Raw genomic sequence first — 24,653 nt, 5'->3', positions numbered from 1 at the left:
GTAGACTGTGGGCGCAATGGATGAGGACGAATTCGACGACTACGACCGCGAGGTCGAGCTGGCCCTGTACCGCGAGTACCGAGACGTGGTGTCGCAGTTCCGTTACGTGGTCGAGACGGAGCGCCGTTTCTACCTGGCGAACGAGGTCGAACTCGTGCGCCGTGACACGGAGCACGACTTCTACTTCGAACTGACGATGAACGACGTCTGGGTCTGGGACGTCTACCGTTCCGACCGGTTCGTCAAGGGTGTCCGGGTACTCACGTTCAAGGACGTGAATGTCGAGGAACTCACGACGCGGGAACTCGAACTGCCGAAGGAACTCGCACTCGACGAGTGATCGTCAATTTACTTTCTTCTGCTTCTTTCTGGGTGAATCGCCGCTGATCTGGACCGGCGGTGAATTGTTCGCGCTATTCTGATGGGGATTTAACCGCCCCACGAACAGGAGCACCCCATGGCACAGAAGGTCACCGTCCAGCTCGTCGACGACCTCGACGATTCCCCCATCACCACCGGTGAAGGCCGGACGGTCGAATTCGCGTTCGACGGCTCGTCGTACGAGATCGACCTGTCGAACGACAACGTCGACAAGTTCCGCGAGGCGATCTCTGATTACATCGCCGCAGCGCGCAAGGTCTCCGGTCGTCGCACCGGCGGCGGTTCCGCCCCGAAGTCCGCCCCGAAGCGTGGCAACTCGGAAGAGCTCGGCAAGATCCGCGAGTGGGCCAAGGAGAACGGGTACGAGGTCTCGTCCCGCGGCCGCATCTCGACGCAGGTGCAGGAAGCCTACGCAGCAGCGCACTGACGCTCGTCGCAGCAGGACCCGGGTGATCTCGATCGCCCGGGTCCTTCTTCTTTCCTCCACAGAGGGCAATTCGCCCGTGCTGATTCCACAGACTCTCTGACTCCGCCGATCGGGGCGTTCGTTCCGGAGATCGTTGTCGTGGAGGCAACGACATGGAACAAGACGTGCAACGTCCACCGGGGCGGTCGCTCCGGAACGGTCGACTCGGACGATTCGGTGAAGAACGAGCGGTGGTCTGGCTCGAGGCGCGGGGATTCCGCGTGCTCGAGCGGAACTGGCGGTGTGCCCGCGGCGAGATCGACATCGTCGCGTGGGATTCCTGCACACTCGCGTTCATCGAGGTGAAGACCCGTTCCGGGGCCGCGACCGGCCACCCGTTCGAGGCGATCACCGCTGCGAAGCTCACCCGGATGCGACGACTCGTGCCCGAGTGGTTCGACGCGCATCCCGAGGTCTCGGCGCGCGCGGTCCGGGTGGACGTCGTCGCGGTCCACGTCGACGGTCCCCGCACGGTCGTCGAGCACCTGGCGGGTGTGCTGTGACGGGCATCGGTCGCGCTGCCGCGGTCGCGCTGCTCGGGGTCACCGGTCGCCGTATCGAGGTCGAAGCGCACCTGACCAGTCAGCTCCCGGCGTTCAGCATCATCGGTCTGCCGGACACCTCACTGGGAGAGGCACGGGAACGCGTGCGATCCGCGGCGGCGAACGCGGGGTGCCCGCTGCCCGCACGTCGGATCACCGTGAACCTGACCCCGGCGGCGATCCCGAAGCGCGGATCGGGGTTCGACCTCGCCATCGCGATGGCCGTGCTCGCCGGAGCCGGTCTCGCGCCGGACGTCTCGGAGCGCATCGTCTACATCGGCGAGCTCGGGCTCGACGGGCGGGTGCGTCCGGTCCCCGGGGTGATCCCGATGCTGGTCGCCGCGCGCGACGCCGGTGCGGACCGCGTGGTGCTGCCCGTCGGCAACCTGACCGAGGCCCGCGTGGTCGGCGGGGTGCGGATCAGCGGCGTGGACTCGTTGCGGGCGGCGGCGATCGACGCCGGGGCACTCCTGCCGGCGGTCGAGGTCGATCCGGTGCTGCCGGTCCCGGTCACGTCGGTGCCGCGTCCCGTGGCCGAGCTGTCGGACGTCGTGGGGAACCCGGTCGGCGTCCGAGCACTCATCGCCGCGGCGGCCGGGGGACACCACGCACTGCTGCTCGGGCCACCGGGCGCGGGCAAGACCATGCTCGCCGAGCGGCTGCCCGGGTTGCTGCCCGACCTCGACGACGAGACCGCGCTCGAGGTCGCCGCGGTCCGGTCCGTCGCCGGGCTGGGTCCCGCCTCGTGGAGCACGAAGCCACCGTGGGAAGCCCCGCACCACTCCGCGTCGGCGGTGTCGCTCATCGGCGGTGGATCCGGGGTCCTGCGCCCCGGAGCCGTGTCGCGCGCCACCGGCGGCATCCTGTTCCTCGACGAGGCACCGGAGTTCCCGCGGGCCGTGCTCGACGCGCTCCGGCAACCGCTCGAGTCCGGGCGGATCACGATCCACCGTGCGGCGGGAGCGGCCGAGTTCCCCGCACGCTGCCAGGTCGTCCTGGCGGCGAACCCCTGTCCGTGCGGCAACGCCGGTGGTGCGCACGGGCAGCCGTGCGAGTGCTCGCCGAGCACCGTCCGCCGGTACCTCGGCCGCATGTCCGGGCCGCTGCTCGACCGGATGGACATCCGGGTGCTGGTTCCGCGGGTGACGACGGGTCGGATGCGGGACGCGGACGGCAGCACCCCGACGACGGCGGTCGCGCGTGCGGCGGTCGCGGTAGCACGCGCCCGGATGGCGGAGCGCCTGCACGGGACGGGATGGTCGCGCAACGCCGAGGTCACCGGGGCGTGGCTCCGGGCCGAGGGGCGCATCGAACCGGGGTCGACGGCAGACCTCGACCGCGCACTCGACCTCGGCACCCTGACCATGCGCGGCTGGGACCGCGTGATGCGACTCGCGTGGACGCTCGCCGACCTCGACGCGGTGGAGCGGCCCACGGGTGCGCACGTTCGCGGCGCCTTGGCCCTTCGGAGCGCGCTGTGATGCCGGCGGGCACGGAGCTCCTCGACACCGTGGCGCGCCTGCTCGGGCCCAGCGGTGCCGCGGTGGATCCGGTGCAGGCCGCGGCACGGGTCGCCTGGTCGGCCATCGTCGAACCGGGGGACTCCGTCGCCGGCGAGCTCCTCACCGGCCTCGGACCGGAGCGTGCGCTCGGTGCGGTGCTGCTCGCCGCGGACAAGGACTTCGATTCGCTGCTGGGATGCTGCGTCGACGCCGAGGTGCCGGGTGCGGAGGACCCAGCGGTGCTGCTCGGGGTGCTGCAGACCGCGGTGGAACGGTGGCGGCCCCGATTGGCCGCTGTCGAGGTGGGCGACGTGCTCGCGGCGGCCGGCGCGGTCGGTGCCGGACTGCTGCTCCCCGGGAGCGACGGGTGGCCGCCCGCGATGGACGACCTCGGGCCACACGCCCCGGTGGTCCTCTGGACGCGCAGCTCGGGGGCGCACCTCGGCGACGGGATGCCGGCGCTCGGGGTCGTGGGGTCCCGGGCGAACACGGTGGCCGGTGCCGAGGCCGCGGCGGAGATCACCTCGACGGCGGCGGACGCCGGGTGCCGCATCGTGAGCGGGGGTGCCTACGGGATCGACGCGGTGGCGCACCGTGTCGCCGTCGCCGCCGGGACGCCCACGGTCGCCGTCCTGGCCGGTGGCATCGATCAGCTCTACCCGGTGGGGAATGCGCAGCTGCTCCACAACGTGGCGCGGCAGGGGGCGTTGCTCGCCGAGTCGGCTCCGGGGACGCGACCGACGCGGTGGCGCTTCCTCGCCCGGAACCGGCTGATCGCCGCGCTGGCCGACGTCACGGTCGTGGTCGAAGCGGGCGCCCGGTCCGGGGCGCTCAACACGGCCCACCACGCCGCGCAGCTCGGCCGGCCCGTGTTCGCGGTGCCGGGAGCGTTCGCGTCCTCGGCCTCGGTCGGGTGCCATCGGCTCATCGCACAGGGGCGGGCGCAGATCGTCGTCCACCCCGGGGATCCGGCAGCGGCGGCGAGGCCCGCGAACGGGACCAGCGGGGGAGCGGTGCCGGACGAACCGCTCCTGTCCGGCAGGCAGGACCCCGAGGTGCTCCGGGTGCTCGACGCGCTCGGCCGTAGCGCCCTGCCCGAGGCCGAGATCGCCCGCCGGGCCGGGATGTCGACGTCCGACGTCGCCGACGCGCTCGCGCTTGCACAGCTGCAGGGACTCGTCGTCGCCAGCGGCGGCGGGTGGGGTCGGGCATGACGTCCGGTCGCCGTACGCTGGCGTCGTGGTTGCGCGGACGGACGGTCGACTCGTGGTGGCGGTGGACGCCTTCCTCGGGCACGCCCGGCACGCGCGTGGCCTCAGCGAGCAGACCCTCCGCGCGTACGCCAACGACCTCGAGCAGCTCGTGGCGTTCGCGGACGATCGCGGCATCGACCGCGTCGCCGACGTCGAGCTCGAGCTGCTGCGTGACTGGCTGTGGGATGCCGACCACCGGGGGCTCGCCCGGTCGACCATCGCCAGGCGGTCTTCGTCCGTGCGGGCGTTCACGCGTTGGGCGAGCGAGACCGGGGTGACGACGACCGACGCCGGGGTCCGGCTCCGCGCGCCGAAGGGCGGGGCGCACCTGCCTCGCGTGGTGTCGGCCGACCAGGTGCGCGCTCTGCTCGACGGACTCGGTTCCCGGGCGGCGGCGGACGACCCGACGGCGCTGCGGGACCTGGCCCTCGTCGAGCTCCTGTACGCGGCAGCCATCCGGGTCAGCGAACTCGTCGGGATCGACGTGACCGACGTCGATCGCGGACGCTTGACCGTGCGGGTGCTCGGCAAGGGCGGCAAGGAACGCGTGGTGCCGTTCGGGGTTCCGGCGCGGGACGCACTCGAGGCGTGGCTCGAGCGCGGACGGCCCACCCTCGCCGCACGGGCGGAGGGGCCGGCAGGCGCGGCGCTGTTCCTCGGCGACCGTGGTGCCCGACTCGGCGTCCGCAGTGCCTACCGCGTGGTGGCGCGGTTGCTCGGTGACCTGCCGGGTGAGGGCCCGAGCGGCCCGCACACCTTCCGGCACACCGCGGCGACGCACCTGCTCGACGGCGGAGCGGACCTGCGCGCGGTGCAGGAACTCCTCGGTCACGCCAGCCTCGGGACGACGCAGATCTACACGCACGTGTCGTCGGCCCGGCTGCGCGAGGTCTACCGGACGGCGCACCCGCGCGCCTGACCCTGCGCCGACGTGCGTCCCGTCCGGTTCCGATCGGTTCCCGGTCGGTTCCCGGTCGGTCCCGGTCGGCTCCGCTCACCCGGGCCAAGCCGACTCGGGCAGCAGCACAGGCCACTCGGCCGGTGGCAGGTACGCCATCGGGTCGACGTAGCGACCGTCGACACGAGCACCGAGGTGCAGGCACGGCGCGGACTCCGGACAGTGCCCGACCGAGACGCGCCCCACCGGCGCGCCCTGCACGACCTCGTCCCCGGCGGCGACCAGGGGGGTCACCGAGTCGAGCGTGCTGACCAGCCCGTCGCCGTGGTCGATCGTCACGACGGTGCGGCCGCCGACCGCGCCGGCGAACGCCACGGTGCCGTCGTCCACCGCCGAGGCAGGGCTGCCGAGGGCGGCCGGGACGTCGAGGCCCCGGTGGCCGGCGGCGTAGTCCGAGGACGGTGCCTCCCATGCGCGCTCGACCACCCGCGATCCGGTGGGCCAGACCCAGCGAGCGTCGGCCCGGCCCGGCTCGGTCACAGTGTCCACCGACGCCCCGGCGCTCGCCGACGGCGCGGAGCCCACCGTCGCCCCGCCTCCCGTGTACGGCGCGGCACCGAACACCACGGTCCCGCTCAGCACCGTCCCGCTCAGCAGCGCAACGCACACCACGGACAGCAGGACGGGACGTGCGCTCGATCGCATGTCCCCAGCCTGGGCAGTGGAACCCGGCCACGGGGCGGACGGGGGCGATCTGTGGAGGGGGAGTCGCGCCTCCAGGCCTGGGGAGGAACGTGCGGCCGACGGAAGCGACAGAACCGACGTCGTACGACGGCGACAGGGTCGTTCCGCGTCGGCGCGCAGGGCCCGCCCGTCCCGATCACGCCCCGGTTATGACCAGATCCCGAGCGAGGAGTACAGTCGGGGCCGCTCCGGAACACGCAACGCCGCTCGGACGGCGAACCAGCCGACCGCCGGGGCACCGTGCTGCACACCGGCACGGCGGCAGAACCCAGGAGCATCGTGTCCACCACGACCACCGGGCACGGCGAAGACCGTGCGTTCAAGGGGAAGGTCACCCTGTTCGCCATCGCGGCGGCGGTCGGTGGCTTCCTGTTCGGCTTCGACTCGTCCGTCATCAACGGCGCCGTCGACGCGATCAAGGGCGAGTTCAACCTCTCCGACGCGGCCAGCGGCTTCGCCGTCGCCTCGGCCCTGATCGGCTGTGCGTTCGGCGCCTACTTCGCCGGCCGCCTCGCTGACCGCTACGGCCGCACCCGGATCATGTTCTGGGCCGCCGTGCTGTTCTTCGTCTCGTCGATCGGTTCGGCGTTCGCGTTCGCGACTTGGGACCTCGTGATCTGGCGTCTCGTCGGCGGTCTCGGCATCGGTACCGCCTCGGTCATCGCACCGGCGTACATCTCCGAGGTCTCCCCGAAGGCGATCCGCGGGCGGCTGGCCTCGTTCCAGCAGCTGGCGATCACGCTCGGTATTTTCGCCGCGCTCCTGTCCGACCAGCTCTTCGCCGTCACCGCGGGCAGCGCCTCGGCCGAGGTCTGGGGTCTCGCGGCATGGCGCTGGATGTTCCTGGTCGGGGTGATTCCCTCGGTCGTCTACGGCGTCCTGGCGATCACGCTGCCGGAGTCCCCGCGCTACCTGCTCACCAAGGGTCGGGCTGACGACGCGCGCGTGGTGATGGGCAAGATCGTCCCGCGCGACACCGTGAACACGAGCCTGGAGGAGATCCAGGACGGCATAGAGAAGGAAGCCAACGAGAAGAAGGGCTCCATCCGGGGTAACCGCTTCGGGCTCCAGCCGATCGTCTGGGTGGGCATCATCCTGGCCGTGCTGCAGCAGTTCGTCGGCATCAACGTGATCTTCTACTACTCGACGACGCTCTGGCAGGCCGTCGGCTTCAAGGAGGAGGACTCGTTCCTCATCTCCACGATCACCTCGGTGGTCAACGTCGCCGTGACCTTCATCGCGATCTTCCTGGTCGACAAGGTCGGCCGCAAGCCGCTGCTCGTCGCCGGTTCGGCGGGCATGTTCGTCTCGCTCACCATGGTCGCCATCGCGTTCTCGCAGGCGACGATCGTCGACGGCAGCCCGAGCCTCCCCGGCTCGTGGGGCGTCATCGCGCTGATCTTCGCGAACCTCTTCGTGGTGTCCTTCGGTGCCACGTGGGGTCCGCTCATGTGGGTGCTGCTCGGCGAGATGTTCCCGAACCGCATCCGTGCCACCGCGCTGGGCATCGGCTCGGCCGCCAACTGGATCGCGAACTTCATCGTCACGATCTCGTTCCCGGTGCTGTCCGGCTTCAACCTGACGGTCACCTACGGCATCTACGCGCTGTTCGCGTTGCTGTCGCTGTTCTTCGTCATCGCCAAGATCCCGGAGACCAAGGGCCGCTCGCTCGAGGAGATGGGCATCTCCGCCGACGGCGACACGGTGGACGCCAAGGCCTGATCGGCCGGTCGCGCACCGCGTCCGTTCCGCACGGATCGCCGGACAGGAGGCCCGGATCACGTCAGCCGCGAGGCGCGCGTGATCCGGGCCTCCCTTCTGTTAGCATCTATCCAGCAGCGTGCTGATGCGCGCTGACTTCGCGTGTCCACCAGGCCCTCACGGGCTCGGTACCCGACCACCGGTCCCGCTCTCACGAGCGGGCGGTCGCGTGCCAGGACACCAGGGACCACGACCGACGGTCGTGATCGACACAACCGCAACAGGTCCGCAGCGACGTGCGAGAGCACGGCTGCGCGCCGAGAACACAGAAGGAGGACGGCACATGGCCGTCGTCACCATCCGCCAGCTGCTCGACAGCGGCGTCCACTTCGGACACCAGACCCGTCGGTGGAACCCGAAGGTGAAGCGCTTCATCCTCGCCGAGCGCTCGGGCATCCACATCATCGACCTGCAGCAGTCGCTGGCCTTCATCGACCGCGCGTACGACTTCGTCAAGGAGACGGTCGCGCACGGTGGCACGATCCTCTTCGTGGGCACCAAGAAGCAGGCCCAGGGCTCCATCGCCGAGCAGGCGACCCGCGTCGGCCAGCCGTACGTCAACCAGCGTTGGCTCGGCGGTCTGCTCACGAACTTCCAGACGGTCTCCAAGCGCCTCGCGCGCATGAAGGAGCTCGAGGAGATCGACTTCGACGACACGACGAAGGGCTTCACCAAGAAGGAGCTCCTCATCAAGAAGCGCGAGCTGGACAAGCTCCACAAGACCCTCGGTGGTATCCGCAACCTCACGCGGACCCCGAGCGCGCTCTGGATCGTCGACACCAAGAAGGAGCACCTCGCCGTCGACGAGGCGCAGAAGCTCGGTATCCCGATCATCGGCATCCTCGACACCAACTGCGACCCCGACGAGATCACGTACCCGATCCCGGGCAACGACGACGCGATCCGCTCCGTCGGTCTCCTGACCCGCATCGTCGCCGACGCAGCGGCCGAGGGCCTGAAGACCCGCCACAACGGTGGCGACGAGGACGAGGCCAGCGAGCCCCTCGCCGAGTGGGAGCAGGAGCTCCTCGGTGGCGAGACCGCCGCCACGACCGAGGCGCCCGCCGCCCCCGTCGAGGAGAACGACGCTGATGCGCAGGTCGCCGCGAAGGAGATCGGCGAGCCGATCGCCGACGAGGCGAAGAACGCGGAGCCGACGGCCGAGGCCGAGGCAGCCGCGGAGACCACCCCCGCCGAGTGAGTCGCCGGGGCGCCGGACCCCACCGGGTCCGGCGCCCCGACTGCACTCCACTCTCCACACACGTACAGTCCAGAAAGGACTCCAGTCAATGGCAAACTTCACCGCTGCTGACGTGAAGAAGCTCCGCGAGGACCTCGGCGCCGGCATGATGGACGCGAAGAACGCGCTCGTCGAGGCCGACGGCGATTACGACAAGGCCGTCGAGCTGCTCCGCATCAAGGGTGCCAAGGCCGTCGCCAAGCGCGACGACCGTGCCACCTCCGAAGGTGTCGTCGTCGCGACCTCCGAGAACGGCGCCGCCACGGTCGTCGAGCTCGCGAGCGAGACCGACTTCGTCGCGAAGAACGAGAAGTTCACCACCCTCGCCGACAAGGTGCTGGGCGCGGTCGCCGCTGCCGGTGCCGCCGACGTCGCTGCCGCCAACGCCGCACCGCTGGACGGCAAGACCGTCCTCGAGGTCGTCAACGAGTCGGCCGCCGCGCTGGGCGAGAAGCTCGAGGTCCGCACGGTCCGCCGTGTCGAGGGCTCGGCCTTCGAGATCTACCTGCACAAGACCAGCCAGGACCTGCCGCCGCAGATCGCCGTCGTCATCGCGTACGAGGGTGACAACGCCGCCGAGGCGCGTTCGATCGCGCAGCACGTCGCGTTCGCGAACCCGACGTACCTGACGCGCGACGAGGTCCCGGCCGAGGCCATCGAGAAGGAGCGTGCGACCGTCGAGGCGATCACGCGCGAAGAGGGCAAGCCCGAGGCTGCGCTCCCGAAGATCGTCGAGGGCCGGGTGAACGCCTACATCAAGCAGGTGTCGCTCCTCGACCAGGACTACGCGAAGGACAACAAGATCTCCGTCGCGAAGGCCGCCGAGAACGCCGGCATCACGATCCAGGGCTTCGCCCGCGTCAAGGTCGGCGCGTAACGAACCCGTGACGGGGTCAGGAACCAACCAGGTTCCTGGCCCCGTTTTTCGCGCGCATGGGCACGGCACGCGCGCGACACATCCGCGAGTACATTTCCACGAGACCACGACGAAGGGTGCGGACCAGATGACCGACGAGAAGACCGGACGACGCCGCGTTCTGCTGAAGCTGTCGGGAGAGGCGTTCGGCGCCGGCTCCCTCGGGGTGAACCCCGACGTGATCGGCACCATCGCCAAGGAGATCGCCGTCGCCGCGCGTGAGGTCGAGATCGCGATCGTCGTCGGCGGGGGCAACTTCTTCCGCGGTGCCGAGCTCTCGCAGCGCGGCATGGACCGCGGCCGCGCCGACTACATGGGCATGCTCGGCACGGTGATGAACGCTCTCGCGCTGCAGGACTTCCTCGAGCAGGCGGGAGCTGCCACGCGCGTGCAGTCCGCCATCGCGATGACCCAGGTCGCCGAGCCGTACATCCCGCGGCGCGCCGAGCGGCACCTCGAGAAGGGCCGGGTCGTCATCTTCGGCGCCGGTGCCGGACTGCCGTACTTCTCGACCGACACGGTCGCGGCGCAGCGTGCGCTCGAGATCAAGGCGGACGAGGTCCTCGTCGCCAAGAACGGCGTCGACGGCGTGTACACCGCCGACCCGAAGAAGGACGCCTCGGCCGAGAAGCTGCACCACGTGACCTACCAGGACGCGCTGCTGAAGGGCCTCAAGGTCGTCGACGCCACCGCGTTCTCGCTCTGCATGGACAACGGCATGCCGATGCACGTCTTCGGCATGGAGGGCGAGGGCAACGTCCAGGCCGCGATCCGTGGCGAGCGCATCGGCACCGTCGTCAGCAACTGACCCCCGCGCTGACTAGACTCGACGCCAGTACCGAAGGAGTAACACCGTGATCAGTGATGTCCTGACCGAAGCCACCGAGAAGATGGCGAAGGCTGTCGAGGTCGCCAAGGACGACTTCTCGACCGTCCGCACCGGCCGCATCAACGCGGCGCTCTTCCAGAAGATCCCGGTCGAGTACTACGGCACGCCGACGCCGCTCGCGCAGCTCGCGTCGCTGCAGACGCCCGAGGCCCGCACGCTCATCGTGACGCCGTACGACAAGACGGCGCTCAAGGAGATCGAGCGCGCGATCGCGACCTTCCCGAACCTCGGCGCCAGCCCGACGAACGACGGCGACATCGTCCGCGTGACGATCCCGGAGCTCACCAAGGACCGCCGCAAGGAGTTCGTCAAGCTCGTGCGGACGAAGGGCGAAGACCACAAGGTCGTCGTCCGGAACATCCGCCGCAAGGCCAAGGACGACCTCGACGCACTCAAGGGTGAGATCTCCGACGACGAGATCTCGCGCGGCGACAAGGACCTCGAGGCCCTGACGAAGAAGCACGTCGACCAGATCGACGAGTCGCTGAAGAAGAAGGAAGCCGAACTCCTCGAGGTCTGATGCGTCGCTCCGACCAGGGCGATGACCGCCCCACAGCAGAGCACGGGCCCGCGTCGAGCGGGCCCGTGAAGAAGGGGCTCCGTCAGGACTTCGATGCGCGTGCACGAGCGGCGCGCACCGACTTCGAGGCGCAGCTCCGCCAGCGCAAGGCCGACTTCGGCGCGCGCAACGAGGCGCTGACCGCGCGGACCGGGCGCAACCTGCCGGCAGCGATCGGCATCGCGCTCGCGTTCGCCGTCGTGATGCTCGGCACGCTGCTCCTCTGGCCGCCGTCGTTCATGGTGGTCGCGGCGTTCCTGCTGGGCGTCGGCGTCTACGAGCTCACGAGCGCGATGCGGTTCGCCGGGCGCGACGTCCCGCGGATCCCGAGCGTCGCCGTCGCGATCGCGATCGTGCCGGCGGCGTTCCTGGTCGGGCAGGTGGCGGCGCTGTTCACCCTGCTCGGCGGCATCGTCCTGATCAGCGTCTGGCGCTTGGTCGAGGTCGCCGTCGCGCGGCAGAAGCCCCCGGCCGGCAACGTCGCCCGTGACCTCACCAACGGGTTGTTCGTCCAGGCCTACATCTCCCTGCTCGGCGCCTGTGTCGTGCTGCTCTCCGCCCAGCCGGACGGCAACCTCTGGGTGATCGGGTTCATCCTCGTCGTCGTCGCGGTCGACACCGGCGCGTACGCCACCGGGCTGAACCTCGGCAAGCACCCGATGGCACCGCGCATCAGCCCCAAGAAGACGTGGGAGGGCTTCGCCGGGTCCGTGGCGGCGAGCATCGTCGTCGGCATCCTGGTGGCCCTGTTCATGCTCGGGCTGCCCTGGTGGACGGGCGTCCTGCTCGGTGTGCTCATCTCCGGTTCGGCCACGCTCGGCGACCTGACCGAGTCGATGATCAAGCGCGACCTCGGCATCAAGGACATCTCGTCGTTCCTGCCCGGACACGGCGGCCTGCTCGACCGCATCGACAGCATCCTGCCGTCCGCCGCGGTCGCCTACGTGCTGTACCTCATCGTCAACCACTGACCGCGCTCGGGTCGGCTGAACGCCGCACTCAGCGCGTCCAGGTTGTGCCACGGGTCCGGACTGGCAGAATGACGCCGTGGCCACCACCTTCCCGACCGCAGCCCGTTCCGCCCTCGGTTACGACGTCGACGAAGTCGAGCGTTTCCTCGAGGACGCCCGGCGCGCGTACTCCGCCGACGACAGCGCCCCCGGCATCGAGGCCGCGAAGATCCGCGCCACGGCGTTCTCGATGCGCAAGGGCGGGTACTCCACGTCGCACGTCGACGCTGCGCTCGAACGGCTCGAGGACGCCTTCGCGGCCCGTGAGCGTGAGCGGGAGATGAGCGAGGTCGGCAAGAAGGCCTGGTACGCCGAAGCGCGGACGAAGGCATCCGACGTCGTGGCGCGGCTCGAGCGGCCCGACGGCCAGCGGTTCAGCCGGGTCAACGTGCTCGGCACCGGCTACCACCCGAAGGACGTCGACGCGTTCGCCGCCCGGCTCGCCGGGTACTTCCGCGAGGGAAAGCCGCTCAGCCTCACCGAGGTCCGTTCGATCGTCTTCCGCCCGAAGCACGGCGGGTACCGCGAGGCGCAGGTCGACGCGCTGCTCGACGCCGTCGTCGAAGTGATGCTCGCTGTCCGGTGACGACGCGCTGTCCCCAGGTGCTTCGCTTTCCGTGATCGTTCCGTTACCCTGGTCCTACTCATGGGCAGGCACACGGCAGACTCAAGCTCCGACCGCGATACCCGCGAGCACCTCAGCCTCCAGGCTTCCGGTGAGCGCCGCGCGGCAATGCAGCGAACCCGTACGACGGAGACGTCGGCGTTCGGGGTGACCCCGCAGGCAGCGCCCGCGACGACGGGTCCGGTCGCCACGCCGAAGTCGGTGGCGGCGAACCGCGTGTCCGACGAGCGCGTGGCGTCCTTCGCGCACGACGCCCTCGTCGACGCCGACGAGCGTCCCGCGAAGCAGCGCACCGCGACGGTGCAGCGCCGTGCGACGCCGAAGCTCGTCAAGCCCGCCGCTTCGTCGGTGAACGCCGTGGCCCGCAAGCGCGCGACGGCCCCGATGATGTCCTTCGTCGGTGTGTTCTTGTTCGTGGGCGGCTCGCTGTTCAACCCGCTGCAGGCCGACGTGGCACAGGCCGCGGTCGACACACCGGTGCTCGTGAAGACCCCGCCGGCACCGCAGCAGTACACCGCGCACGGCACCTACGCCGTGACCGCCGCCGACCGTGATGGCTACGACGTCACCGTCCCGGCCCCGAAGGTCGTCAAGCCCGTCGTCGAAGAGGACGAGGCCGACGCCGAGACCACCGACGACACCGCGGCCACCGAGACCCAGCCGGTCTCGGCCGCCAACACGCTGGCCGCCACCGCCGCGACGCCCGACCCGGGCAGCGCGCAGGCGATCGCCCTGCAGCAGGTCACGGCTCGTGGCTGGGGGACCGACCAGTACAACTGCCTGGTCTCGCTGTGGAACAAGGAGTCCGGCTGGCGGGTGAACGCCTACAACCCCAGCGGTGCGTACGGCATCCCGCAGGCCCTCCCCGGCAGCAAGATGGCCACGGCCGGCGCCGACTGGCAGACCAACCCGGCGACGCAGATCACCTGGGGTCTCAACTACATCGCCGGCGTCTACGGCACCCCCTGTGGTGCCTGGGGGCACAGCCAGGCCAACAACTGGTACTGATCGGCTGCTCGGGTGCCGCGCAGCAACCGACCGCGGCGTCCCCGTGGTCGCGACGTCGAGCCTGACGAGGAGACCACCCTCGACCGGCTGATGAGCTCGTGGAAGCGCACCGAGGTCCGTCACGGTCGCGAGTACCAGGTGCAGCCGATCTCGGCCGCGTCGGCGCAGAAGGAGTACATCTGCCCGGGGTGCGGCGGGACCGTCCTGCCCGGTACCGCCCACGTGGTCGTCTGGCGCGCGGACGGCGTGCTCGGTGACGCCGCCGACCTGGCGTCACGCCGGCACTGGCACAACCACTGCTGGAGCATCGCATGACCGAGCACGACGTGACGCACGACACCGAGATCCGATCCGCCACCGAGCTGCCGGCCCGTCGCACCGAGGTCGAGCTCGTCACGGACGACCACCTGACACTCGTCGGTGAACTCGCCGAGCCTGCCGACACCGCGGCCCGCGGAACCATCGTCACCCTCCACCCGCTGCCCACCGCGCACGGGTTCATGGACTCACACGTGCTCAAGAAGGCCGCCGCGCGGTTGCCCGCCCTCGCCGACATCGCGGTGCTGCGGTTCAACTTCCGGTCCGTCACGTCGCCGCGGGGCACGTCCGAGGGCGTCTTCGGCGAGGGTGTGTCCGAGGGTTTCGACCTGCGAGCCGCCGTCGCCGAGGTCATCGACCGCGGCCTGCCGACGCCGTGGCTGGTGGGGTGGTCCTTCGGCACCGAGGTGATCCTTAAGCACGCGCTCGAACACGTCGAGGCCGGCACGGTCGCCGGGGTCGTCCTGCTGTCCCCGCCGCTGCACCGTACCTCGGACGAGGAACTCGCCCGCTGGGCTGCCGTCAGGGTCCCGGTCGTGGCGCTCGTCCCGGAGCACGACGACTTCCTGCAGCCCGAGGCCGCGGCGGCACGGTTCGCACTCGCCCCGAACGTCCGGGTCGTGCCGGTCGCGGGCGCGAAGCACCTGTGGGTGGGGGAGCGGTACGTGCGGATCGTCCTCGACGCGATCGCCGACCTCGTCGTCCCGGGCAGCGCGCCGCTGCCGACCCACTGGCCGGTCTGACGACGCCCGGAAGACGCCCTGCGGCCCGCCATCTGCACCAGGTGGCACGGCTTGGAGGCGCGGGTCGCGCCTCCGGGCAGTGGACCGTCAGCGTTCGGTCGCGTCCACGTCGTCGTCAGCGTCCGCATCGGACGCTGCGGCGGGTGCCGTGCCGAGCAGGCCGGTGGCGTTCGTGAGGACCCCGCGGAGGTTCTCGAGGTACCCCGCGACGGCTTCGCGTTCGGTCCGGATCGCCGCCAGGCGGTCCTCGGCCTCGGCGATGACGCCGGCGGTGCGCTCCTCGGCGTCCGCGACCATCCGGTGCACCCGGTCCTGCGCGTCGGCGACGATGGTGCGCGCGTGCTCCTGGGCCTCGGCCGTGCTGGTGCGCTCGAGGTCGTCGGCCTCCTGCTGCAGGCGCTCGGCGCGTTCACGGGCCTCGGTCGCACGACGCGTGGCCTCGGCGAGCTGCAGGTTCGCCTCGTCCAGGTACTTCTGCGTCTCGGTCACCGTCTCGTGGTGCTTCCGCAGGTAGTCCTGCTCGGCGTCATCACGTCGGGAGGCGAGCTCCGACTCGAGCGTCGTGCGGGCTTCGTCGCGCTCCCGGGCGATCTCGGCGCGGACCTCGTCGCGCTCCTTCACCAGGGCGGCGCGGGCGGTGTCGATCTCCTGCCGCAGGGCGGTGCGCTCGGCCTCGAGCACCCCGAGCTCGGCGGTGCGGCGGTCGGCGATCTCGGTGTCGACCTCGGCGTGCTCACGCTCGCGTCGGGCGGCGATGGCGTTCTCGTGCTCACGGACAGCACGCTCGGCTGCCGCATCGGCCTCCGCGCGCTCCTGCGCGATCCGGGCGTCGTGCTCCTCGAGCTCACGGGCGATCCGGTCGGCGGTCTCCTGCACCAGGCGCGCGTTCTCGACGCGGGTCTGCTCCTCGTCGACGCGGAGCTGCGCACGGGCCGCCTCGGTCTCCTGCTCCAGTGCGGTGCGGGCGGCGGCGAGTTCGCGGTCCCACTGGGCGCGGGCGGCGGCGAGTTCCTCGTCGAGCTCGCGGCGGCGGTCCGCGACCTCGGTGTCGAGCTCGGCGCGGCGACGCGTGACCTCGGACTCGAGTTCGGCGCGACCGGTCTCGAGGGCCAGCGCGTGTGCCTGCTGCTCCTCGTCACGCTCACGGTGCCAGGCGGCACGACCCTCGGTGACCTCGCGCTCGAGGGCCTCGCGTCGGGTCGTCTCCTCGCGGTCGAGGTCCTCGGTGCGACGGGTGTGGTCGGCCTCGAAGACCGAACGGCGGTGCTCGGTCTCGCGGTCGAGCTCGGCGGCGGCGGTGCGGGCCTCGGCGGACTCCCGCTGGGCGATCTCGCGCAGCTCGGCGACCTCGTGCTCGACCTGGGCGCGCAGGGCGTTCGTCTCGCGGATGGCGATGGAGCGGACCTCGGCGGCCTCGGTCACGGCGGCACCGCGGATCGCGGCAGCTTCGTTGCGGGCGTCCTGCGTGAGCAGACCGGCCTCGGCGCGGGCGCGCTCGACGGTGTCGGCTGCCTCGGCGCGGGCTCGGGTGAGCTCGTTGGTGGCGCGGGTGCGGGCGTCCTCGAGGGTGTCGCGCGCTTCTTCCTGTGCTTCGCGGACGGTGCGCTCGGCTTCGGCGCGGCTCGAGGCACGGAGCCGCTGGGCGTCGATGTCCGCCTGGCTGATGAGCCGGGTCGACTGCTCTTCGGCCACGCGCAGGGTGGACTCGAGGCGAGTGCCGAGTCCGCTGTACGTGGGGGTGCCGGCTTCGTCGAGCTCGCCCTGCAGCTCGGAGACCCGGGCCTGCAGGAGACGGATCTCCTTCGCGGCGTCGGCGCGGTCGTTGTTCGACTTGATGAGCTCGCGTCGCAGGTCGTTCAGCGAACGCTCCACCTCGTCGCGGCGGTACCCGCGCAGCTCGGTTCCGAACTCGGCCTCGTCGTTCGCCACGTGTCGCTCCTGGGGTCGGCAGCGGGCCAGGTTCGGCCCGCGGTCGATTGTAGTGGGGGCCGGAGCGGGGCGTCTGAGTCCGGCGACAGCGCGGATTGATGCACTGTCCAGCGTTGCTCGCTATCCTGAGTCGCTGATTCGCGCGCCGACATCCCCACCCCGGCGCGGTAGGGAGAGAGTTCGTGCGATTCGTCCTGGCGATCGTCAGTTTCGTCATCGGTCTGCTGCTCGTGGCGCTGGCGGTGGGACAGCGGACCGTGTTCGCGCCGCCGTCCTCGCTCGTGGCCGAGAGCTCGACGACCAGTTCCGCCCCGGTGACGGTGATCCCGGGGACGACCCTCAACGCCAACCCCGGCTACCAGCGCATCAACGTGTCCGGCTCCGGCAAGGTCTTCGCCGCCTACGGCAAGACCGCCGACGTCGACGCCTGGATCGGTGAGGCCGAGCACACCACGCTCCGCTTCGACGCCGAGAAGGGATCCCTGGTCGGGTCGACCACTGGCAGCGAGACCAGCGTTCCCTCGCCCAAGGGCAGTGACCTCTGGTACCAGGAGTACGACGGTGCCGGGCAGTTCACCGTGCGTCTGCCGCAGGACGTCTCGGTGCTCGTCGTCAGCGACGGCAAGGCCGCGGCCCCGAGCGACGTGTCCGTCACCTGGCCGCAGGACACCGCGACCCCGGCGGTCGGTCCGCTGCTGGTGGCCGGTGGCGTGTTCGTCGTCGGAGGCCTCGTGCTGCTCGTCCTCGCGTTCCTGCACCAGCGCCGCGGCCGCGGCCCCCGTCGTCGCAGTGGGGGCAGCCGGCCGCCGCGGGTGCGCGCCTCGCGCCGGGCTGCCGCAGCCGGCGCGCAGGTGCCGCGTCCTGGTCGCCGTGGCTCGCGCGCCTTCGTCGGTGTCCCGGTGCTGCTCGTCGGTGCCCTGACCCTGGCCGGCTGTTCCTCGGACTACTGGCCGCAGGGTGGCGACCCGTCGCTCGCCACCGCGACGCCGACGGCCACTGCCACCGGGGCGGCGGACACGACCGAGCCGACGGCTGCGACCAAGCAGCAGATCACCCGCGTCGTGCAGCGCACCGCCGCAGTGGCGAAGCAGGCCGACGAAACCCGTGACAGCAGGCTCGCCGGGACCCGTTTCACGGGTGCCGCGCTCGAACTGCGCGAGGCGAACTACGCGATCCGCGCGAAGGACGCGGACGTCAAGGCGCCCCCGGCGATCTCGGCCGCGCAGGTGTGCGTCGCGCTGCCGCAGCAGACCGACAGCTGGCCGCGCACGGTCTTCACGATCGTCGCCGAGGACTGCGACGCCAAGTCGGCGCCGCAGGCCCTGACCCTGGTGCAGGACAGCGCCCGTGATCCGTACAAGGTGGCGTACGACGTCTCGCTCGAGGCCGACGCGAAGATCCCGAGCCTCGCGCCGACGACGATCGGTGCCGCACTGCTCGCGCCGGAGTCGAAGCTCCTGACGATCCAGCCCGACCAGGTCGCGACCGCGTACGGCGACATCCTGTCGAAGGACACCGCCAGCGAGTACGCCGACCTGTTCGCGACCGAGGGCGATGCGCTCCGCACCACCATCGGCAAGGCGTACAAGGACAAGAAGGCCAAGGCCCTGCCGGACACGGCGAAGATCGAGTACTCGTCCGAGGTCCCGGCCGACTCCGCCGTCGCCATCGCGACCGACGACGCCGGTGCCCTGGTCTCCGCCGACCTGGACGAGGTCGAGAAGGTGACCCCGACCGCCTCCGGCGCCGAGGTGAACACCGAGGGTGCCGTCAAGGCACTGTCCGGCGTGGACACGAGCAAGAAGGGCATCAGCGCGACCTACAGCGTCCAGCTGCTCTTCTACGTGCCGCCGGTCGCCTCGGATGGCAAAGTGGTCCTGCTCGGGTTCACACAGGGCCTGACCGCAGCGAGTGAGGTGCAATGAGCAACATCCCCCCGACCCCGTCCGGGCTCCGCGGAGCCGTGGACCTGTCGTCCCTCGTCGACCGCGCACAGCGGCCGCCCCAGCCGTCCGGTGCTCCGGCCCCGGCGGGTTCCCCTGGCGGTCCCGTGCCCGGCACCGAAGCCGGCACCGTGAACGGCGCTGACCTGACCGTCCCGTCGCTCGTCATCGACGTCACCGACGCGACGTTCCAGGACGTCCTGCAGCTGTCGACCGTCGTCCCGGTCATCGTGGACATCTGGGCCGAGTGGTGCGGGCCGTGCAAGCAGCTCTCGCCGATCCTCGAGCAGCTCACCGCGGAGTACGACGGCCGCGTGGTGCTCGCCAAGGTGGACGCCGACACGAACCCGCAGCTCGTGCAGGCGTTCCAGGCGCAGTCGATCCCGACAGTGGCCGCCGTGATCGGCGGGCGCCCGCTCGGGCTCTTCGTCGGGGCACTGCCCGAGGCGCAGGTCCGCGACGTCTACGAGCAGGTGCTCCAGGCGGCCGAGCAGAACGGCGTGACCGGTCGCGTCACCGTCGACGGAGCGGCAGCCCCCACCGACGCCGAGCAGGGCGAGCCGGAGCCGGAGCCGCTCCCGCCGCACCACCAGGCCGCGTACGACGCGATCGAGCGTGGCGACTACGCCACCGCCGTCGAGGAGTACAAGACCGCGATCCTGCAGGACCCGCACGACCAGATGGCCGTCGCCGGACTCGCGCAGGTGTCGCTGCTCGACCGGCTCAACGGTCGGACGGCCGACGAGATCCGTGCGGCAGCAGCCGCCGGTCCGCAGGACGTCCAGGCACAGCTGGCGGTCGCCGACCTCGACATCTCCGGCGGGCACGTCGACGATGCCTTCGGGCGTCTGCTCGACCTCGTGCCGACGGTGTTCGGCGAGGACCGCGAGGCGCTGCGTGTCCGGCTCGTCGAGTACTTCGAGCTCATCGGCAGCGAGGACCCGCGCGTCGTCGCGGCGCGTCGCCGCCTGGCGAGCGCCCTGTACTAGGCCCGCAGGGTCGGCGCGGCGAAGAAGACGCCGTCGTCACACCGAGACGCCGCCGGGTACGGCGGCGTCTCGGTGTCTCCGGGGTGTCTCAAGGACACGACGGCGTCTCGAGGACACGACGGCGTCTCGAGCAGACGACGGCGTCCCGCGGACACGACGGCGCCTCGCGCATCGCGGTGGACAGGGAAACGGACAGACGCGAGGCCCGGTGCCAGCTGGCACCGGGCCTCCCGTCTGTCGATCGATCGCGTCGCGGACGCCGGCCGGGCTACTGGGCCAGCTTCAGCCAGACGGCACCGAGCGGCGGGACCACGAGGTGCGCTGAGGCCGGGCGGCCCGCCCACGGGGTGTCCTCGGCGTTGACGACGCCGAGGTTGCCGACCCCGGAGCCGCCGTACTCGGCCGCGTCGGTGTTGAGCACTTCATGCCACTCGCCCGCGGTCGGCAGCCCGAAGCGGCGCTCCACCGGCACGCCGGAGAAGTTCACGAACACCGCGACCCGGTCGTCGCCGTCCTTCCGCAGGAACCCGAGGGTCGAGTGCGGTGCGTCGCCGCCCTCGAGCCACTCGAAGCCGTCGGCCGTCGAGTCGTGCGTCCAGAGCGCCGGGGAGTCCTTGTACACGCGGTTGAGCTCCGCAACGAGGTCCTGCACGCCGCGGTGACCGGGCTGGTCGAGGAGCCACCAGTCGAGGCCCTTCGCCTCGGACCACTCGGCGGGCTGCGCGAACTCCTGGCCCATGAAGAGCAGCTGCTTGCCGGGGTGCGCCCACATGAACGCCAGGTAGGCACGCACGTTGGCGAGCTTCTGCCACTCGTCACCGGGCATCTTGCCGTACAGGGAGCCCTTGCCGTGCACGACCTCGTCGTGGCTGATCGGCAGCGTGAACTGCTCGCTGAACGCGTAGACGAACGAGAACGTGATCTCGTCGTGGTGGTAGCTGCGGTACGCGGGGTCGCGCTGCACGTACTCGAGCGAGTCGTGCATCCAGCCCATGTTCCACTTCTGCCCGAAGCCGAGCCCACCGGCGTTCGTCGGCTGGGTCACGCCCGGCCACGAGGTGCTCTCCTCCGCGATCATCACGATGCCGGGGTAGCGCTTGTACGCCGTCGCGTTCGTCTCCTGCAGGAACGAGATCGCGTCGAGGTTCTCGCGGCCGCCGTGGATGTTCGGCAGCCAGTCGGTGCGGGAGTAGTCGAGATACAGCATCGAGGCCACCGCGTCGACCCGCAGGCCGTCGATGTGGAACTCCTCGAACCAGTACAGCGCGTTCGCGACCAGGAAGTTGCGCACCTGCGGCTGTCCGAAGTCGAACACGTAGGTGCCCCAGTCGAGCTGCTCGCCGCGGCGGGGGTCCGGGTGTTCGAAGAGCGCGTAGCCGTCGAAGCGCCCGAGGGCCCACTCGTCCTTCGGGAAGTGCCCGGGGACCCAGTCCATGATCACGCCGATGCCCGCGGAGTGCAGCCGGTCGATCAGGTAGCGCAGGTCGTCGGGCGAACCGAAGCGCGCGGTCGGTGCGTAGTACCCGGTGACCTGGTAGCCCCACGAGCCGCCGAAGGGGTGCTCGGCGAGCGGCAGGAACTCCACGTGGGTGAAGCCGGTGTACTCCATGTGCCCGATGAGCTGGTCGGCGACCTCGCGGTACGACAGGCCGGGGCGCCACGAGCCGAGGTGCACCTCGTACACGCTCATCGGGGCGTCGTGCGTGGTGGTCTGCGCGCGGCGCTCCATCCACGCGGCGTCGCCCTCGGACCACGTGTACGTGGACTCGGTGACGACCGAGGCCGTCGCCGGGGCGATCTCGGCCTCGCGGGCGAACGGGTCCGCCCGCTCCACCCACCCGGAGTCGGTGAGGATCTGGAACTTGTAGCGCTGGCCGACGACGGCGCCGGGCCAGAACAGTTCCCAGACGCCGAGGTCGCTCAGACGGCGCATCGCGGTGGTGCGGCCTTCCCAGCCCTCGAAGTCGCCGATCACGCGGACGGCGGTCGCCCGGGGTGCCCAGACGGCGAACGCGACGCCGTCGACCCCGTCGACGGTGCGGGCGTGTGCGCCGAGGTGGTGCCAGAGCTGCTCGTCACGGCCCTCGCCGAACAGGTGCAGGTCGAGCTCGCCGAGCGTCGGGGCGAACCGGTACGCGTCGTCGGTGGTCCACGTGGCGTCGTCCTCGTCCGTCGACTCGTCGTAGTCGTACTCCGACTCGACGCGGTAGCGACCGAGGGTTTCGGCAGTGGCGCCGGCCCAGAGGCCGTCGCCCTCGTGCGTGAGCTCGATGTCGTCGCCGTCGGGGCGCACGAGGCGCACCGCGCGGGCCAGGTGCCGGACGACGCGGACGCTGGTGCCGCCGTCGACCGGGTGCGGGCCGAGGACGTCGTGCGGCTGGGACCAGCGGCCCTCGGCCACCTGCAGACGCAGCCAGTCCTCGATCGGAGCCGGACGCGGATCGGTGGCCGTACCGGAGGCGGCCGGAGCCGAGGCAACAGTCGGCGCCGAAGCAGCAGCGGTGGGGGCGGCCGGAGCCTCGACGGAGGCCGGCCGGACCACGGGGGCGGCGCCCCCGGTCGGGGCCGTCGGGGCCGTCGGAGCGTCGGACGCCGAGGCGGCCACGACGGACGGTTGCCGCGGGTGCGTCGGGTCGGCGGGGTGCCCGGCGAGCGTCGCGGACTCCGCCACCCCGCGGTCGGGAGCCTCGCGCTGCACCGGCGGGGCGCCGGGCAGGTCCTCGTCGGGCGCGGAGACCTTCGGTTCGTACCGCGGCACGGCCGGCGGCGGAGGCGGCACCGGCGCGACGGCCGGTCCGCGCTTCGTGGGGTCGGTCGGTTCGGGGGTCATCGGTGGGGTCCTTCCACGACGAGCAGGTGCACGGGCTCCTGGAACGCATCCAGGCGGACGTAGTTCGACGCGCCCCAGGTCCAGCGCTGACCCGTCACGACGTCACGGACGTCGAACAGGCCCTCGGTCGGCAGACCGAGTGCGGCGAGGTCCAGGTGCACGGTGGTCTCACGGGCGGAGTGCGGGTCGACGTTGGCGACCACGATCACGGTGTCGGGGCGTCCTGACCGGATGTACTCGCCCGGCAGGTGCTTCGAGTAGACGACGATCGCCGGGTCCTCGGCGGCGTGCACGTGCAGGTTCCGCAGCTGCCGGAGCGCAGGGTGCGCCGCACGGAAGCGGTTGAGCATCGTGACGTACGGCGCGAGCGACGCCCCCTCGGCCTCGGCCAGGGCGAAGTCACGCGGCTTGTACTCGTACTTCTCGTTGTCGATGTTCTCTTCGGAGCCCGGTCGGGCGACGTCCTCGAAGAGCTCGTACCCGGCGTACATGCCCCACGTCGGTGCACCGGTGGCGGCGAGCGCCGCACGCACCTTGTAGCCCGCACGGCCGCCGAACTGCAGGTACTCGGTGAGGATGTCGGGGGTGTTCACGAAGAGGTTCGGGCGCAGGTAGTCGCTCGTCTCGTGCGAGAGCTCCGTGAAGTAGTCCTCGATCTCGTCCTTGGTGTTGCGCCAGGTGAAGTACGAGTACGACTGCTGGAACCCGGCTTCGGCGAGCGCGCGCATCATCGCCGGGCGGGTGAACGCCTCGGCGAGGAACACGGTGTCGGGGTGCTCGTCGCGGATCTCACGGATGACGCGTTCCCAGAACCAGAGCGGCTTGGTGTGCGGGTTGTCGACGCGGAAGATGCGGATGCCGAAGGCGATCCAGTGGCGCAGGACACGCTCGACCTCGGTGACCAGGCCCTCGGGGTCGGTGTCGAACTGGATCGGGTAGATGTCCTGGTAGCGCTTCGGTGGGTTCTCGGCGGTCGCGATGGACCCGTCGGCGCGCTGCGTGAACCACTCCGGGTGCTGGGTGACCCAAGGGTGGTCGGGGGAGCACTGCAGCGCGAAGTCGAGCGCGACTTCCATGCCGGTGTTCTTCGCCGTCTCGACGAAGTCGCGGAAGTCGTCCTCGGTGCCGAGGTCGGGGTGGATCGCGTCGTGCCCGCCCTCGGGGGAGCCGATCGCCCAGGGGCTGCCGGGGTCGTTCGGCCCGGGGGTGAGCGTGTTGTTCGGCCCCTTGCGGGCGGTGGTGCCGATGGGGTGGATCGGCGGCAGGTAGATGACGTCGAAGCCCATCCGGGCGACGGCGGGCAGGCGGCGGGCCGCGGTGCGGAAGTCGCCGCTCTTCCAGGAGCCGTCGGGGTTCTTCTTCGCGCCTTCCGAGCGGGGGAAGAACTCGTACCAGGCGCCGACGCCGGCGCGGGTGCGTTCGACGTCGAGCAGCTGGGTGGCGGAGTGCGTGCGGAGCGAGGTGAGCGGGGCTTCCTCGACCTCGGCGACGATGCGAGGGTCGTCGACGGCGGCCAGGCGTTCGGCCGGGTCGAGGTCGGTGTCACGGACGCGTGCGGCGGCACGGGTGGCGGCGGGGGAGTCGGTCTCCTCGGCCAGCCGGTCGAGCAGCACGGCACCGTCGAGCAGGGTCGCCTCGGTGTCGACGCCGGCCGCGATCTTCAGGCGTGCGCCGTGCAGCCAGCTCGCCCAGTCGTCGGAGTACGACTCGACGTGCCAGGTCCAGACGCCGACGTGGTCGACCTGCACGGTGGCTTCGTAGCGGTCGGTGCCGGGGGCACCGAGGGTCATGGGGACGGTGCGGGTTCCACCGTCTGGGCGTTCGAGGACGAGGTCGGCGCCGATGATGCCGTGTCCTTCTCGGAAGACGGTTGCACCGAACGTGATCACCTCGCCGTCGAATGCCTTGCCGGGGAAGCCGCTCGGCGTCCTCGGGGCGAGCTCGGTGATCGGGATGCGCCCGATCTTCGGGCGGCGGGGTCGGTCTGCGGTGGCCACGGAAGCGACGCTACCCGGCGGGCGGCTCCGCGTTCCCCGGAATCGGCCCGCTGTGGAGGGCCGGGCGCGCCGTGGAGCCTGTTGAGGACCGGACGCAAGGCCCGTGGCGG

General features: G+C 71.1%; 22 protein-coding genes. 18 read left to right on the top strand and 4 right to left on the bottom strand.

Annotated features, from left to right (window positions below):
• Nucleotides 1-16 precede the first annotated feature (16 nt).
• From ABRP24_RS10760 to ABRP24_RS10735, 6 genes are all read left to right on the top strand, one after another.
• Entirely contained in the window at nt 17-340 is a 324-nt protein-coding gene (locus tag ABRP24_RS10760; protein ID WP_017888251.1) for a DUF2469 family protein, read from the top strand.
• Nucleotides 341-457: 117 nt separating this feature from the next.
• Nucleotides 458-808 carry an Lsr2 family protein gene (locus ABRP24_RS10755; protein WP_017888250.1) on the top strand — a complete coding sequence of 117 codons (351 nt, stop codon included), beginning with the start codon at nt 458-460 and terminating at the stop codon, nt 806-808.
• Nucleotides 809-960: 152 nt separating this feature from the next.
• Nucleotides 961-1,350: a YraN family protein gene (locus ABRP24_RS10750; RefSeq protein ID WP_051596761.1), complete on the top strand. Its 390-nt coding sequence runs from the start codon at nt 961-963 to the stop codon at nt 1,348-1,350.
• Complete coding sequence (locus ABRP24_RS10745; protein WP_349848810.1) at nt 1,347-2,870, top strand: YifB family Mg chelatase-like AAA ATPase; 1,524 nt, start codon at nt 1,347-1,349, stop codon at nt 2,868-2,870. The genes ABRP24_RS10750 and ABRP24_RS10745 overlap by 4 nt, the downstream gene beginning before the upstream one ends.
• Nucleotides 2,870-4,105, top strand: a complete 1,236-nt coding sequence (gene dprA, locus ABRP24_RS10740; protein ID WP_349848808.1) for a DNA-processing protein DprA — start codon at nt 2,870-2,872, stop codon at nt 4,103-4,105. Before ABRP24_RS10745 ends, dprA begins: the two co-directional genes overlap by 1 nt.
• 25 nt (nt 4,106-4,130) lie before the next feature.
• Nucleotides 4,131-5,063, top strand: a complete 933-nt coding sequence (locus tag ABRP24_RS10735; RefSeq protein ID WP_349848806.1) for a tyrosine recombinase XerC — start codon at nt 4,131-4,133, stop codon at nt 5,061-5,063.
• Between the two features lie 75 nt (nt 5,064-5,138).
• Here the strand turns inward: ABRP24_RS10735 and ABRP24_RS10730 are convergent, their stop codons facing one another.
• Complete coding sequence (locus tag ABRP24_RS10730; protein WP_349848804.1) at nt 5,139-5,747, bottom strand: M23 family metallopeptidase; 609 nt, start codon at nt 5,745-5,747, stop codon at nt 5,139-5,141.
• Between the two features lie 318 nt (nt 5,748-6,065).
• Between ABRP24_RS10730 and ABRP24_RS10725 the strand changes: the two genes are divergently transcribed.
• The 10 genes from ABRP24_RS10725 (at nt 6,066) to ABRP24_RS10680 (ending at nt 14,855) form a co-directional block, all read left to right on the top strand.
• The gene (locus ABRP24_RS10725; RefSeq protein ID WP_051596806.1) at nt 6,066-7,508 is read left to right on the top strand and encodes a sugar porter family MFS transporter; all 1,443 of its coding nucleotides are present in this window, start codon (nt 6,066-6,068) and stop codon (nt 7,506-7,508) included.
• A gap of 322 nt (nt 7,509-7,830) precedes the next feature.
• Nucleotides 7,831-8,748, top strand: coding sequence for a 30S ribosomal protein S2 (rpsB, locus tag ABRP24_RS10720; protein ID WP_027465874.1), 918 nt, complete (start codon nt 7,831-7,833; stop codon nt 8,746-8,748).
• 88 nt (nt 8,749-8,836) lie between these two features.
• Nucleotides 8,837-9,664 carry a translation elongation factor Ts gene (gene tsf / locus ABRP24_RS10715; RefSeq protein ID WP_027465873.1) on the top strand — a complete coding sequence of 276 codons (828 nt, stop codon included), beginning with the start codon at nt 8,837-8,839 and terminating at the stop codon, nt 9,662-9,664.
• 127 nt (nt 9,665-9,791) lie between these two features.
• Nucleotides 9,792-10,511, top strand: coding sequence for a UMP kinase (gene pyrH / locus ABRP24_RS10710; protein WP_027465872.1), 720 nt, complete (start codon nt 9,792-9,794; stop codon nt 10,509-10,511).
• A 46-nt stretch (nt 10,512-10,557) separates the two neighbouring features.
• Nucleotides 10,558-11,112 (top strand): ribosome recycling factor, encoded by a 555-nt coding sequence (frr, locus tag ABRP24_RS10705; protein WP_027465871.1) that lies wholly within the window; start codon nt 10,558-10,560, stop codon nt 11,110-11,112.
• Between the two features lie 65 nt (nt 11,113-11,177).
• Entirely contained in the window at nt 11,178-12,122 is a 945-nt protein-coding gene (locus ABRP24_RS10700; protein ID WP_111056447.1) for a phosphatidate cytidylyltransferase, read from the top strand.
• A gap of 76 nt (nt 12,123-12,198) precedes the next feature.
• Nucleotides 12,199-12,747: a DivIVA domain-containing protein gene (locus ABRP24_RS10695; RefSeq protein WP_027465869.1), complete on the top strand. Its 549-nt coding sequence runs from the start codon at nt 12,199-12,201 to the stop codon at nt 12,745-12,747.
• 147 nt (nt 12,748-12,894) lie between these two features.
• Nucleotides 12,895-13,794, top strand: coding sequence for a lytic transglycosylase domain-containing protein (locus tag ABRP24_RS10690; protein ID WP_301565513.1), 900 nt, complete (start codon nt 12,895-12,897; stop codon nt 13,792-13,794).
• A gap of 12 nt (nt 13,795-13,806) precedes the next feature.
• On the top strand, nt 13,807-14,109 hold the full coding sequence (locus tag ABRP24_RS10685) for a hypothetical protein (RefSeq protein WP_111103455.1): 303 nt from the start codon (nt 13,807-13,809) through the stop codon (nt 14,107-14,109).
• Entirely contained in the window at nt 14,106-14,855 is a 750-nt protein-coding gene (locus ABRP24_RS10680; RefSeq protein WP_301581269.1) for an alpha/beta hydrolase, read from the top strand. The genes ABRP24_RS10685 and ABRP24_RS10680 overlap by 4 nt, the downstream gene beginning before the upstream one ends.
• A gap of 87 nt (nt 14,856-14,942) precedes the next feature.
• On the opposite strand, the gene ABRP24_RS10675 is transcribed toward ABRP24_RS10680, so the two are convergent.
• Nucleotides 14,943-16,784, bottom strand: coding sequence for a hypothetical protein (locus tag ABRP24_RS10675; RefSeq protein WP_176708953.1), 1,842 nt, complete (start codon nt 16,782-16,784; stop codon nt 14,943-14,945).
• Between the two features lie 182 nt (nt 16,785-16,966).
• Between ABRP24_RS10675 and ABRP24_RS10670 the strand changes: the two genes are divergently transcribed.
• Together ABRP24_RS10670 and ABRP24_RS10665 are read left to right on the top strand one after the other, a co-directional pair.
• Nucleotides 16,967-18,709, top strand: coding sequence for a hypothetical protein (locus ABRP24_RS10670; protein WP_027465866.1), 1,743 nt, complete (start codon nt 16,967-16,969; stop codon nt 18,707-18,709).
• Nucleotides 18,706-19,716: a tetratricopeptide repeat protein gene (locus ABRP24_RS10665; protein WP_349848798.1), complete on the top strand. Its 1,011-nt coding sequence runs from the start codon at nt 18,706-18,708 to the stop codon at nt 19,714-19,716. The genes ABRP24_RS10670 and ABRP24_RS10665 overlap by 4 nt, the downstream gene beginning before the upstream one ends.
• Nucleotides 19,717-19,984: 268 nt before the next feature.
• Here the strand turns inward: ABRP24_RS10665 and glgB are convergent, their stop codons facing one another.
• Both glgB and ABRP24_RS10655 read right to left on the bottom strand, forming a co-directional pair.
• On the bottom strand, nt 19,985-22,546 hold the full coding sequence (gene glgB, locus ABRP24_RS10660; RefSeq protein WP_349848796.1) for a 1,4-alpha-glucan branching protein GlgB: 2,562 nt from the start codon (nt 22,544-22,546) through the stop codon (nt 19,985-19,987).
• Entirely contained in the window at nt 22,543-24,543 is a 2,001-nt protein-coding gene (locus ABRP24_RS10655; protein ID WP_301581273.1) for an alpha-1,4-glucan--maltose-1-phosphate maltosyltransferase, read from the bottom strand. Before ABRP24_RS10655 ends, glgB begins: the two co-directional genes overlap by 4 nt.
• Nucleotides 24,544-24,653: the final 110 nt, after the last annotated feature.

Origin of the sequence: Curtobacterium sp. WHRI 8282, from assembly GCF_040223925.2 — a bacterium.
Classification (GTDB): Bacteria; Actinomycetota; Actinomycetes; order Actinomycetales; family Microbacteriaceae; genus Curtobacterium; species Curtobacterium flaccumfaciens.
Note: the sequence above shows the minus strand (reverse complement) of the source record. Positions and strands in the feature narration are given on the sequence as shown.